12 protein-coding genes and 1 tRNA gene are annotated in these 12,097 nt (G+C 66.8%); 6 read left to right on the top strand and 7 right to left on the bottom strand.

All coding sequences use genetic code 11. From position 1 onward, the window contains the following. Genes ASE58_RS05705 through petA form a run of 4 tightly spaced genes read right to left on the bottom strand, consistent with a single transcriptional unit; the run spans position 1 to position 3,335 of the window. Positions 1–552, bottom strand: coding sequence for an adenine phosphoribosyltransferase (locus tag ASE58_RS05705; protein ID WP_235513503.1), 552 nt, complete (start codon positions 550–552; stop codon positions 1–3). Continuing rightward, positions 549–1,418: a cytochrome c1 gene (locus ASE58_RS05700; RefSeq protein WP_055818638.1), complete on the bottom strand. Its 870-nt coding sequence runs from the start codon at positions 1,416–1,418 to the stop codon at positions 549–551. The genes ASE58_RS05705 and ASE58_RS05700 overlap by 4 nt, the downstream gene beginning before the upstream one ends. Positions 1,419–1,428: 10 nt before the next feature. Further along, positions 1,429–2,739: a cytochrome b gene (locus ASE58_RS05695; RefSeq protein ID WP_055758906.1), complete on the bottom strand. Its 1,311-nt coding sequence runs from the start codon at positions 2,737–2,739 to the stop codon at positions 1,429–1,431. A gap of 11 nt (positions 2,740–2,750) precedes the next feature. Next, on the bottom strand, positions 2,751–3,335 hold the full coding sequence (petA, locus tag ASE58_RS05690) for a ubiquinol-cytochrome c reductase iron-sulfur subunit (protein WP_055758903.1): 585 nt from the start codon (positions 3,333–3,335) through the stop codon (positions 2,751–2,753). Positions 3,336–3,585: 250 nt separating this feature from the next. Between petA and ASE58_RS05685 the strand changes: the two genes are divergently transcribed. Then, entirely contained in the window at positions 3,586–4,281 is a 696-nt protein-coding gene (locus tag ASE58_RS05685; RefSeq protein WP_055819540.1) for a peptidylprolyl isomerase, read from the top strand. A gap of 18 nt (positions 4,282–4,299) precedes the next feature. Then, complete coding sequence (gene queA / locus ASE58_RS05680; RefSeq protein ID WP_055818637.1) at positions 4,300–5,328, top strand: tRNA preQ1(34) S-adenosylmethionine ribosyltransferase-isomerase QueA; 1,029 nt, start codon at positions 4,300–4,302, stop codon at positions 5,326–5,328. Here queA and ASE58_RS05675 read toward each other — a convergent pair. Further along, positions 5,320–6,618, bottom strand: coding sequence for a dicarboxylate/amino acid:cation symporter (locus ASE58_RS05675; protein WP_055818634.1), 1,299 nt, complete (start codon positions 6,616–6,618; stop codon positions 5,320–5,322). The two genes, queA and ASE58_RS05675, sit on opposite strands and share 9 nt — an antisense overlap. Positions 6,619–6,686: 68 nt before the next feature. Next, positions 6,687–8,063, bottom strand: coding sequence for an FAD/NAD(P)-binding protein (locus ASE58_RS05670; protein WP_055818632.1), 1,377 nt, complete (start codon positions 8,061–8,063; stop codon positions 6,687–6,689). Between the two features lie 91 nt (positions 8,064–8,154). On the opposite strand from ASE58_RS05670, the gene ASE58_RS05665 reads away from it, so the two are divergent. The 4 genes from ASE58_RS05665 to infC all read left to right on the top strand — a co-directional run bounded on the left by ASE58_RS05665 (position 8,155) and on the right by infC (position 11,935). Next, positions 8,155–8,228: transfer RNA gene (locus ASE58_RS05665), tRNA-Gly, on the top strand. 218 nt (positions 8,229–8,446) lie between these two features. Further along, positions 8,447–9,250, top strand: a complete 804-nt coding sequence (locus ASE58_RS05660) for a hypothetical protein (RefSeq protein WP_082467683.1) — start codon at positions 8,447–8,449, stop codon at positions 9,248–9,250. Between the two features lie 75 nt (positions 9,251–9,325). Then, positions 9,326–11,338, top strand: a complete 2,013-nt coding sequence (thrS, locus tag ASE58_RS05655; RefSeq protein ID WP_055818628.1) for a threonine--tRNA ligase — start codon at positions 9,326–9,328, stop codon at positions 11,336–11,338. A gap of 63 nt (positions 11,339–11,401) precedes the next feature. After that, the gene (infC, locus tag ASE58_RS05650) at positions 11,402–11,935 is read left to right on the top strand and encodes a translation initiation factor IF-3 (RefSeq protein WP_055758887.1); all 534 of its coding nucleotides are present in this window, start codon (positions 11,402–11,404) and stop codon (positions 11,933–11,935) included. A gap of 14 nt (positions 11,936–11,949) precedes the next feature. On the opposite strand, the gene ASE58_RS18425 is transcribed toward infC, so the two are convergent. After that, positions 11,950–12,072: a hypothetical protein gene (locus ASE58_RS18425; RefSeq protein ID WP_268795058.1), complete on the bottom strand. Its 123-nt coding sequence runs from the start codon at positions 12,070–12,072 to the stop codon at positions 11,950–11,952. Positions 12,073–12,097 lie beyond the last annotated feature (25 nt).

The following is a 12,097-nucleotide window of genomic DNA, read 5'->3' as shown; positions in this document are numbered from 1 at the left end:
TCAATGCCCCGGAAACGCCACCAGCGCCGACACCGCGATCCCATCCGCCCGCAACGCCTCCGCACCGCCAAGATCGGGCAGGTCGATCGCAAAAGCCGCCTGTTCGACCGTCGCCCCGGCCTTGCGCAACAACCGTACCGCTGCGCGCGCGGTGCCGCCGGTTGCGATCAGGTCGTCGACCAGCAGGACCCGCGCGCCGGGCGTGCAGGCATCGGCATGGATCGCGATCCGGTCGGTGCCATATTCCAGCGCATAATCCTCGGCGATGGTCGCGCCGGGCAGCTTGCCGTCCTTGCGGATCAGCACGACACCGGCGCCCAATGCCAACGCGACGGCGGGGGCAAAGACGAAGCCCCGCGCCTCGATCCCCGCCACCAGATCGATCTGACCGGTGACGCTCTCGACCATCCCGTCGACCGCCAGCCGCAGCCCTTCAGGGTCGAGGATCAGCGTCGTGATGTCACGAAACTGGATGCCGGGCTTGGGGAAGTCCGGAATGGTACGGATGCGTCGGGCGATCGCTTCGCGCCCGACGCCATCCGCGCCGCTCAATGCTTCATGCCCCGCCAGATGTTGCGATAGGCACCGAACGCCAGCGCGGTGAAGATCAGCAGGAAGATTACCGCCGCCGCACCCGCCGCATGGCGCGTTTCCAGCTTCGGCTCGGCGGTCCAAGTCAGGAACGCCGCGACGTCCTTCGCCATTTGGTCCTTCGTCGCGCGGGTGCCGTCCTGATACTGGACCTGATCGTCGGCAGTCAGCGGCGGCGCCATGGCAAGGTTCAGCGTGGCGAAATACGGATTGTAGTGCAGCCCGTTCGGCGTCTTCGCGTCGGGGAATTCCTTCAGCAGTTCCGCCGGCTGCGCGCGATATCCGGTCAGTAGCGAATAGACATAGTTCGGGCCATCGTCGCGCGCCTTGGTCATCAGCGACAGGTCGGGCGGCACCGCATTGTTGTTGGCGGCACGCGCGGCGACGTCGTTGGCGAACACCAGCGGGAAGCGGTCGGACGGCAGGTTCTTGCGCGTCGCCGGTTCGCCCGTCTCCGGGTTCACGCTCGGCTGTTCGATCTGCCAGTCGGTGGCGATGGTCTTTACCTGACCCTCGTCATAGCCCAGCGCCTCCAGGTCGCGGAACGACACCAGCCGGATCGAGTGGCAGGCCGAGCAGACTTCCTTGTAGACCTGGAACCCACGCTGCAGCTGCTGCTTGTCGAACGTGCCGAACAGGCCCGCCGATTGCAGCCCGGCGTCGCGGCGCTCCTTGATATGGAATTCATGCTCGGCCGAATGGACCGGCGTGTCGTTGATCATGCCGCTGACGGTCGAAAAGATACCGAGCAGTAGCGCGAACAGGAAGCCTGCCCCGACGACGAGGTTCAGGTTGCGGGCGAGAAAGCGGGAAGCGAAGGAGAGCATCGTTGTTCCCTTACTCGGCCGCGGCCGGGGTGGCGTGACCATGGGCGGCGCTCTGCGCGGGCGAGGTGCCGCCCTCGCCCTTCAGCACCGCTTCGGTGATCGAATTGGGCAGGGGACGCGGACGCTCCATCGCCGATACGATCGGCAGCACGACCAGGAAGTGCGCGAAATAATATCCCGCCGCGATCTGGCTGAGCAGCACCGTCACCGGCGTCGCCTCCGCCCCGCCGAGATAGCCAAGCACCAGCACGTCGATCAGCAGCACGATCAGGAAGATGCGATAGGTCGGGCGGTAATTGGCCGACTTGACCGGCGACTTGTCCAGCCACGGCAGGAAGAACAGCAGCAGGATCGAGCCGAACATGGCCAGCACGCCCCACAGCTTCGCCGGGAAAATGAAGTCGACGGTGAACGCCTTCAGGATCGCGTAGAACGGCAGGAAATACCATTCGGGCACGATATGCGCGGGCGTGGAGAGCGGGTTGGCCGGGATGTAATTGTCCGGATGGCCCAGCAGGTTCGGCGCAAAGAAGATCAGCGACGCGAACACGATCAGGAATACGCCCAGCCCGAACCCGTCCTTCGCGGTGTAGTAGGGGTGGAACGGCACGGTATCCTGCGGCCCCTTCACCTCCACGCCGGTCGGGTTGTTCGACCCCGGAATGTGCAGCGCCCAGATGTGCAGGATGATGACGCCCGCGATCACGAACGGCATCAGATAGTGGAGCGAGAAGAAGCGGTTCAGCGCGGCATTGTCCGGCGCATAACCGCCCAGCAGCCACACGCGGATCGTCTCACCCACCCCCGGTATCGCCGAGAAGAAGCCGGTGATGACCTGCGCGCCCCAGAAGCTCATCTGCCCCCACGGGAGCACATAGCCCATGAACGCGGTCGCCATCATCAGCAGGAAGATGACGACGCCCAGCAGCCACACCATCTCGCGCGGGGCCTTGTACGACCCGTAATAGATACCGCGAGAGATATGGGTGTAGACGACGATGAAGAACATCGACGCGCCATTGGCGTGGGCATAGCGCAGGAACCAGCCCGACGGCACGTCGCGCATGATGCGTTCGACCGAATCGAACGCGACCGCGCCATTGGCCGCATAATGCATCGCCAGCACGATGCCGGTGATGATCTGCACCGCCAGCGCCGCGCCTGCCAGCACGCCGAAATTCCAGAAATAGTTGAGGTTGCGCGGCACCGGATAGCCGGCGCCGACCGCGTTATAAACCAACCGGGGAAGCGGCAGCTTCTCGTCCAGCCACCGCATCAGCGGCTGTTTCGGTTCGTAATGCTTGGCCCAGGGGAAGCTCATCGTCTCTCTCCTCAGCCAACCGTCACGACGGTGTCGGACGTGAAGGTATATTCGGGAACGTGCAGGTTCTGCGGCGCTGGGCCCGACCGGATGCGTCCGGCGGTGTCATAGGCAGAGCCATGGCACGGGCAGAAATATCCGCCGAACGGCCCCTTGTTCTCACCCTCGCCCGCGCCCAGCGGCACGCAGCCCAGATGCGTGCAGACGCCCAGCGTGATGAGCCAGTTCGCCTTGCCCGTCTTGGTGCGTTCCGCCAGCGTCTGCGGATCGCGCAGCGTGCTGACCGGCACGGCATTCGCCTCGGCGATTTCCTTGGGCGTCAGGTTGCGCACGAACAGCGGCTGCTTGCGAAACGTCGCCTTGATCGCCTGTCCCGGCTCGATCGACGACAGGTCGATCTCGGTCGTGGACAGCGCCAGCGTATCGGCGGCGGGTGACATCTGGTTGATGAGCGGCAGCGCGATCACGCCTGCGCCGACCCCGGCAAATGCCACCGCGCCGATCGACAGATAGTCGCGCCTGCGGGGATTTTCCGGCCCACCGTCGAGCGCAGTCGCGCCGCCTGCGGGTACGTGCTGATCTTCGTCAGTCGCCATTCAACAGCCCTTGTCGTCGGGCGCGTTTCACGCCCTGCCCCTCTCCGGTCGCCTTCGTGGAAGCGACGCCGGACCGATCGGTTTTCCGTCCAGTCGCACGGGTGATAGCCGGGCGTTCGGCCGTTTGCCAATCCCTTTTGCCGTTTCGGGACGGAACGGCGCCGTCATGTTCAGATTGGCGCAAGCGATCACATGGTCTATGCGGCTCGCCTCATGCCTTTTTGGTTTCCTCGCGCGTTTCGGGAAGTTCATGCGTCGTCTTGCCCTTTTGCTCGCTGTCATCGCCTCGTTCTTTGCCCTGCCGGCGCTTGCGCAGGTGATCGACGTGCCCGGCCGCGAACCGCCGCCCGCCACCACCGACACCCGCAACCTGTGGATCCTCGACCTGTCGACCGGCGGGCGGGTCACCATCTGGCTGCGTCCCGATGTCGCGCCCAAGATGGTCGCGCGGATCAAGACGCTGACCCGCGAGAAATTCTATGACGGCCTCGCCTTTCACCGGGTGATCGACGGCTTCATGGCGCAGGGCGGCGATCCCGACGGCGACGGCACCGGCGGTTCGAAGCTGCCGAACGTAGAAAAGGAGTTCAACTACCTCCCCCATGTCCGCGGCGCGGTGGCGGCGGCACGCGCCAATGACGAGAACAGCGCGAACAGCCAGTTCTACATCATGTTCGCCCCCAAATTCTCGCTCGACAAGAAATACACCGTGTTCGGCCGCGTGATCGAGGGCATGCAATATGTCGATGCGATCGAACGTGGCGAGCCGCCGGCGAACCCGTCGCGCATCATCCACGCCTATATCGCCAGCGACAATCCGCCGCCGTACCAGGCTGCAGCCCCGGTCGCCCTACCCGAGACCGTCGCCCCGCTGCCGGCGACGATGCCGCGCAAGCCTGCGCCCGCGCCGGCGGCCAAGCGTCCGCAGCCGACCCGCGCCCGCTAATCCCAAGTCGTTCGATCGATGCACGTCGACCTGTTCGACTTCGAACTGCCGACCGACCGCATCGCGCTGCGCCCCGCCGCGCCGCGCGATGCCGCGCGGATGCTGGTACTGGACGGCGACGCGACACTGGATCGCGGCGTCCGCGACCTGCCGTCGTGCCTGCGCCCCGGCGACCTGCTGGTCTTCAACGACACGCGGGTGATCCCGGCACAGCTGGAGGGCAAGCGCGGCGATGCGACGATCGGCGCGACGCTGCACAAGCGCGAGGGGCCGCGCCGCTGGCGGGCGTTCGTGCGCAACGGGCGACGGCTGCGCGATGGCGACACCATCGATTTCGGCGCGGGCGTCACCGCGACGGCCGGTGACAAGGGTGCGGACGGCAGCTTCGCGCTGGACTTTGCCGGCGCCGAACCGGTCGAGTTGCTGCTGGAGCGTGCCGGGCGCATGCCGCTGCCCCCCTATATCGCATCGAAGCGCGGCGGCGCCGACGCGCGCGATGCCGAGGATTACCAGACGCTGTTCGCGCGCGAAGCCGGCGCGGTCGCCGCGCCGACCGCCGCGCTGCACTTCACGCCCGAACTGATGGCGGCGCTGGAGGCGGCGGGGATCGGCCATGCCACGTTGACGCTGCATGTCGGCGCGGGCACCTTCCTGCCGGTCAAGGCCGACGACACCGACGACCACCGGATGCACGCCGAATGGGGGCGGATCGACGCCGCCACCGCCGACCGGCTGAACGCGGTGCGCGCCGCCGGCGGCCGGGTGATCGCGGTCGGCACCACCAGCCTGCGCCTGATCGAAAGCGCTGCCGACGATGCCGGACAGGTGCAGCCGTTCGAGGGCGACACCGCGATCTTCATCACGCCGGGCTACCGCTTTCGCGGCATCGATGGGCTGATGACCAATTTCCACCTGCCCAGATCGACACTGTTCATGCTGGTATCGGCGCTGATGGGGCGTGAGCGGATGCTGGCCGCCTATGCCCATGCCATCGCCGAGGAATATCGCTTCTATTCCTATGGCGACGCCTCGCTGCTGCTACCCTAGCGCCACTTCCGCCGGAGCGTCGGCGGGGGCGGCCAGCAGCCCCTCGCGCTTCGCGACGATCACCGGCACCAGCATCTGCCCGGCGACATTGACGGCGGTGCGCCCCATGTCGAGGATGGGGTCGATCGCCAGCAGCAACCCCGCCCCCTCCAGCGGCAGGCCGAGCGTGGTCAGCGTCAGCGTCAGCATGACGGTCGCCCCGGTCAGCCCGGCGGTCGCCGCCGACCCCAGCACCGACACCATCACGATCAGCGCATAATCGGCCGCCCCCAGCGGCAGGCCGAAGAATTGCGCGACGAAGATCGCCGACACCGCCGGATAGATGGCGGCACACCCGTCCATCTTGGTCGTCGATCCAAGCGGCACGGCAAAGGCGGCATAGGCGGCGGGCACGCCCAGCGCCTGCTCGGTCCGCTCCTGCGTCACCGGCAACGTGCCGACCGACGACCGGGTGACGAAGCCCAGCTGGATCGCCGGCCACGCGCGACGAAAGAACCATAGGGGCGAAATCCGATGCAGTGCCAGCAGCGCCGGATAGACGATGAACAGCACAATCCCCAGCCCGATATACACCGTCGCTGCAAACGCGCCCAGCGACGACAGCGTGCCCCAGCCATAGCGCACGATCGCATCGCCGATCAGCGCCGCCGACCCGATCGGCGTCAGCGCGATGACCCAGCGCAGCAGCCGCCGCAGGATCATCAGCGCGGACGTGTTGAAGGCGAGGAACGGCTCCCCCGCCGTCCCGCCCCGCACCGCCGCCGCGCCCACCGCGATGGCGACGACGATGATCTGCAGCACGTTGAAGCCGAGCGTCGTGGTCGCCCCGCCATCGGCGATCTTGGTCGATGCGGTCAGGCCGAGCAGGTTGGCCGGCACCAGCCCTTTAAGGAAATCGAGCCAGGTGCCGACCGTGCCGGGCTGCGCTGCGCTGGCCAGCGGGGCCGCGCTGTGCAGGCCGGGCTGCAGCGTCAGCGCGAGCACGATCCCGATCGACACCGCGATCAGCGCGGTGATCGCGAACCACAACAAGGTCTGCCCGACCAGCCGCGCGGCATTGGGCAGGTCGCGCAGCGCCGCGATCGACCCGACGATGGCGGTGAACACCAGAGCCGGGACCAGCACCTTCAACAGCTGCACGAAAATCTGTCCGACCGTGTGCAGCACGGTGCCGATCGCGCCATCGGCTCCGCCGACGGCTGCGGCGATCAGGCCCAGCGCGACGCCTGCGACCATGCCGATCGCGACCTGAATGCCGAAGGACGGCAGGATTTTACGGGTTTTTTGCATGTGCGAACATTTCGGGTGGCGGGCCAGCCTCCACAACGAAGCATTTCTACGAACGGCCCAATGCGGCGTTACAGCCCCTCGCCACCCACCCAGTGCGCATTGGACAGGTAACGGGCGACGTCCCACACCTGTCGCCGCAGGTCAGGCACCGCGACGATTTCCCAGAACGCGCCGCGCGTCATCGGCCCGATCGCGAACAGGCGATCGTCGCTCGCGCCATCGGCATGCAGCACCCGTCCGCTGCTTTCGACATCAATGCCCAGATGCTCGCTGTCGGGGCGGATGCGCCCATCCGCGACCAGCGCCGACAGCAACGGATCGTCGGTGCGGGCCACATCGCCCTGCGGCCCGATGCAGGAAATCACGCGCGTCGCGTGCATCGGGCGCGGTGCATCCTCCCCGCGCGGCCGCCACGCGACCTCCACCCCGCCATCGACGCGTCGCGCATCGCAGCTCTTGCCCGCCAGCAGGGTCAGCCGCCCGCTCGCCACCATCGCATCGATCCGGTCGGCGACGGCGGGGGCGAGGCGATGGCGGTGAATGTCCCACCAAGGCCGCAAATGGCGCAGGAAGCGGCGACGCTCGACCGGATCGGCCGCCGCCCATATCCCTTGCGTGAAGGGCCGCAATTCGTCGATGGCGCTGCGCCAGCCGATCGCCGCCGCCCGTGCCCGCACCGACCGCACCAACGCGGACAGCGGCGGGCGCGGACGTTCGGTCAGCGGCTGTGCGGCCGGGGTCGCGGAGGCATGGCGATGCGGCAGCAGCCCGCGCCGCGACAGTGCGACGATCTGCCCGCCAAACCCCTGCGCCTCCAGCGTCAGCATGACATCGACCATCGTCAGCCCGGTGCCGATCAACAACACCCGATCGTCATCGCCCAGACCAGCGGTCGCGCCTGCTGCCCAGGGATTGCCGACATAGGCCGGATCGTCCGCGATCCCGCCCAGCCCCGGCGGCACCTGCGGCGCGAGATTGCCGACCGCCAGCACCACCGCATCCGCCGCCACCCGGCCGCCGTCCTTCAGCAGGACGGTCGCGCCATCGATACCGACCGCCTCGCCATCGACCACGGTCAGCCGCCCCGGCGCTGCGCACTGCGCCGCCGCCAGCGTCTCGCGCAGATAGACGCCATACAGCGCGCGCGGCACGAAATCGCCCGGCCCGGCCGTTTCGTCCCGCCCGGCCAGCCATGCCACGAAATGGTCGGGCCGGTCGGGAAACGCGCTCATGTTCGCGGCGCGCACGTTCAGCAGGTGATCGCTCTGCTGCGTGCCATAGGCGACGCCCAGCCCGGCTGCATCGCCCCGCTCGATCAGCGTCGCCGTCGGCCCGTCATGGCGCAGCAGGTTGATCGCCAGCAGCGTGCCGGAAAATCCCGCGCCGATGATCGCGACATGGCGGATCGTGCCGGGCACGGCGTCGGAAACGATAGGGTGCGTCATGCCACCCTCGATACCCACAGCCGCAGCCGGTGGGAAGTTGCACCACCCGCTTGCACCCGCCCGTTCCTTTGGGTAAGGGCGACATTCCCGAGCGGGTGTAGCTCAATGGTAGAGCAGAAGCTTCCCAAGCTTACGACGAGGGTTCGATTCCCTTCACCCGCTCCAGCAGTCTCGCTGAAATAGCGAGGCTATTTCAGCGAGACTGGACGGCCGGCACCGCCAGCGGTGACCGACGGCATGGCTTTGCCATGCCGCGAACTCTCGAGTCTCTCGATGCCGCTCCTCCCTTTTGGGCTAAAGCGGCGGTTCGCTCCACTCTTCTGATATCGCCAGCCATCGTCTTTCCCATCGCGCTTGCGTGCGCGCTGCGCTAGGGGCGGTGCGTGGCGTCGACAGTGTATCAGGAACGGTTCTCCGCGCGTCGCCCGGTACCCTTGCCGCGTCGCATCGCCACGCTGGCATTGGTGGTTGCGATCCATGTCGCGATCTTGTGGCTGTTGCTGCGCATCGCACCGACGATCATGTCCCCGCCGCCCGGCGAGAAATCGCCGCTGGTCGTCGACATGCTTCCCGCCGATCAGGTCGCGCCCGCCGCCACGCCCGCAAAACAGGTCCAGCGCAAGGCCGCCGCCGGTAGCGCCAGTACCACGACACCGGTCACCCCCGTCGCGCCACCGCCCGACATACCCCCGCCGCCGCCGGTACCGGTCACGCCGTCGAACGATGTCTGGTCGAAGGTCATTCCGATGACCGGGCGCGACTTCGCCCGCGCCGCGATCACGCCCGGCACCCGCAGCGCCAGCGAGGGCACCGGACGCAGCGACGCGACAGGCGACAGCGGCGATGGCGATGCGGACAGCGATGCCGGCGGCGGCAGCGGCGGTGGCGAGCGGCTCTACGCCGCCGACTGGCATCGCCGCCCGACCCATGCCGAACTCTCGACCTACCTCCCCCGCCACGCCCAGCCCGGCTGGGGCGAGGTCGCGTGCCGCACGATCCCGAACAACCAGGTGACCGATTGCCGCGAGATCGGCCAGTCGGCGCGCGGATCGGGGCTGGCGGGCGCGGTGCGGCAGGCGGCGTGGCAGTTCCGCATCCTGCCACCGCGCGTCGGCGGTAAGCCGCTGATCGGCAGCTGGGTGCGCATCCGCATCACCTATACCGATGCCGGCGCGGCGGTGGAGTAAGCCCCATCCTTGCCCTCGCCCCGCCCAGCGGCTAACCGACGGGCGTTTATCCTCCGACATTCCAGGTGTTCCTTCATGTCCGCAATGTTCCGCATCACCCTTCCCGACGGTGCCGTCCGTGAGGTGATGCCGGGCACTACCCCGGCCGACATCGCCGCCGCGATCTCGCCGGGTCTGCGCAAGGCGGCGATTGCCGCGCGGGTCGACGGGCAGGTGCGCGACCTGAACCGCCCGTTCGAGGGCGATTCGTCGCTGGCGCTGGTGACGGCCAAGGACGAGGCCGACGCGCTGGAACTCCACCGCCACGATTTTGCCCACGTCCTCGCCGAAGCAGTGCAGACGCTGTATCCGGGTACGCAGATCACCTTCGGCCCGGCGACCGACGACGGCTTCTATTACGACTTCGCGCCCGCCCCCGGCCGTGGCATGTTCACCGAAGAGGACCTCCCGCTGATCGAGGCGGAGATGCGCAAGATCATCGCGAAGGGCGAGAAGTTCGAGCGTGAGGTCGTCACCCGCCAGCAGCTGATCGACCGCTGGACCACGCAGGGTGAGACGTTCAAGGCCGAGTGGGCCGCCGAACTGCCCGAGGGCGAGGAACTGACGATCTATCGCCAGGGCCAGTGGCTCGACATGTGCCGGGGGCCGCACCTCGAATCGACGGCGAAGCTCGACCCGCAGGCGTTCAAGCTGACCCGCGTGTCGGGTGCCTATTGGCGCGGCGACCAGAAGAACGCGATGCTCAGCCGCATCTACGGCACCGGCTGGCTGTCGAAAAAGCAGCTCGACGCGCACCTGACCCGGCTGGAGGAAGCGGCCAAGCGCGACCACCGCAAGCTCGGCCAGGAGATGGACCTGTTCCACCTCCAGCCCGAAGCGCAGGGCTCGGTCTTCTGGCACCCCAAGGGCTATATGATGTGGCGGCAGCTGGAGGCGTATATGCGCCGCCGGCTCGACGCGACCGACTATCAGGAAGTGAAGACGCCGCAGCTGATGGACGCGCGGCAGTGGGAACAGTCGGGCCACTGGGGCAAGTATCGCGAGAACATGTTCGTCGTACCCGACGAAATCCCCAATACCGAGGATGAAGGCGCGATCATCAGCGGCGATGCCGACATGATGGCGCTGAAGCCGATGAACTGCCCGGCGCACGTCCTGATCTTTCGCCAGGGGATCAAGTCGTATCGCGACCTGCCCATCCGCATGGCCGAATTCGGCTGCTGCCACCGCAACGAACCGCATGGCGCGCTGCACGGCATCATGCGCGTGCGCCAGTTCACGCAGGACGACGCGCATATCTTCTGCCGCGAGGATCAGCTGATCGAGGAAGTCCGCGACTTCTGCGAACTGCTCGATTCGGTGTATCACGATCTGGGCTTCACCGATTACGCCGTGAAGCTGGCGCTGCGCCCCGACAAGCGCTTTGGGTCGGACGACATGTGGGACAAGGCCGAAAGCGAGCTGCGCGAGGCGGTGCTGTCGTCGAACCTGTCGCAGGACATCAAGGACAAGTTCGAGGAACTGCCGGGCGAAGGGGCGTTCTATGCCCCCAAGCTCGAATTCCACCTGACCGATGCGATCGGGCGGACGTGGCAGGTCGGCACGATTCAGTCGGATCGCGTACTGCCCGAACGACTCGACGCGACCTATGTTGGGGAAGACGGCAACCGCCACCGCCCGGTGATGCTGCATCGCGCGATTCTTGGCACGTTCGAACGCTTCCTCGGCATCCTGATCGAACATCATGCGGGCCGCATGCCGATGTGGCTGTCGCCGGTGCAGGCGGTCGTCGCGACGATCGTGTCCGACGCCGACGACTATGCCAACGAGGTCATGGCCGCGCTGAAATCCGCAGGAATCCGCGTCGAAACCGACCTGCGCAACGAAAAGATCAACTACAAGGTGCGCGAGCATTCGCTGGCGAAGGTCCCGGCGCTGGTCGTGGTCGGCAAGCGCGAGGCGGAGGAGCGCACCGTCGCGCTGCGCCGGCTGGGCAGCCAGGGACAGCAGGTCATCGCCCTCGACGAACTGGTCACGATGCTGAAGGCGGAAGCCCTCGCACCCGATCTTGCGCGGAACCTTTCGTAATCGCGCAAGATTGACTATATAGAACTTTCGATAACTACAGGAGCAGCACCTATCCGTCCGCCCATGATGCGTCGCCCCAATGCGCCGCCGCCGATGAACGGCCCCCGATTCAATGAGTTCATCCAGAGCCCCAAGGTCCGTGTGATCGACCATGAGGGTGAGAATCTGGGTGTGATGTTCACGCGCGAAGCCATGGCGCAGGCGCAGGAGGTCGGACTCGATCTGGTCGAGGTGTCGCCGAACGCCGACCCGCCGGTCGCGAAGTTCCTCGACGTCGGCAAGTTCAAGTACGAGGCGCAGAAGAAGGCGAACCTCGCCCGCAAGACCCAGAAGACGCAGGAGATCAAGGAGATCAAAATGCGTCCGAACATCGACGATCATGACTATGATACGAAGATGAAGAAGGTCGAGCAGTTCATCACCGAAGGCGACAAGGTGAAGGTTACGATGCGCTTCCGCGGTCGTGAGCTGAGCCATGGCCAGCTCGGCATGGCGGTGTTGCAGCGGGTTGCCGAAGCGACGCAGGAAATCGCCAAGGTCGAAGCCTATCCGCGCATGGAAGGCCGCCAGATGCTGATGGTGTTGTCGCCGAAGTAATCCGGGGCGCCGACCTATTGGTTTGAAGAGCCGCCATGTTCCGTCTTGACCATGGCGGCTTTTTCATATCCGCGCGGCGACCACGCCGGATTCAGACGGAAAGCGTCGGCGCGATCTTCGGGGAGCAGCAGGCCCATGCGGGGATGCTGGCTACTCCGCCAG

It is taken from the genome of Sphingomonas sp. Leaf9 (assembly GCF_001421355.1).
In the GTDB taxonomy this organism is placed as follows: domain Bacteria; phylum Pseudomonadota; class Alphaproteobacteria; order Sphingomonadales; family Sphingomonadaceae; genus Sphingomonas.
This window is presented reverse-complemented; position numbering and strand designations above follow the sequence as displayed.

Excerpts from the sequence above, each read along its gene's own strand:
- ASE58_RS05700 (WP_055818638.1), bottom strand. The coding sequence starts at position 1,418 with ATGCTCTCCTTCGCTTCCCGCTTTCTCGCCCGCAACCTGAACCTCGTC.
- ASE58_RS05695 (WP_055758906.1), bottom strand. The coding sequence starts at position 2,739 with ATGAGCTTCCCCTGGGCCAAGCATTACGAACCGAAACAGCCGCTGATG.
- petA (WP_055758903.1), bottom strand. The coding sequence starts at position 3,335 with ATGGCGACTGACGAAGATCAGCACGTACCCGCAGGCGGCGCGACTGCG.
- ASE58_RS05685 (WP_055819540.1), top strand. The coding sequence starts at position 3,586 with ATGCGTCGTCTTGCCCTTTTGCTCGCTGTCATCGCCTCGTTCTTTGCC.
- queA (WP_055818637.1), top strand. The coding sequence starts at position 4,300 with ATGCACGTCGACCTGTTCGACTTCGAACTGCCGACCGACCGCATCGCG.
- ASE58_RS05675 (WP_055818634.1), bottom strand. The coding sequence starts at position 6,618 with ATGCAAAAAACCCGTAAAATCCTGCCGTCCTTCGGCATTCAGGTCGCG.
- ASE58_RS05670 (WP_055818632.1), bottom strand. The coding sequence starts at position 8,063 with ATGACGCACCCTATCGTTTCCGACGCCGTGCCCGGCACGATCCGCCAT.
- thrS (WP_055818628.1), top strand. The coding sequence starts at position 9,326 with ATGTCCGCAATGTTCCGCATCACCCTTCCCGACGGTGCCGTCCGTGAG.
- infC (WP_055758887.1), top strand. The coding sequence starts at position 11,402 with ATGATGCGTCGCCCCAATGCGCCGCCGCCGATGAACGGCCCCCGATTC.
- ASE58_RS18425 (WP_268795058.1), bottom strand. The coding sequence starts at position 12,072 with ATGGGCCTGCTGCTCCCCGAAGATCGCGCCGACGCTTTCCGTCTGAAT.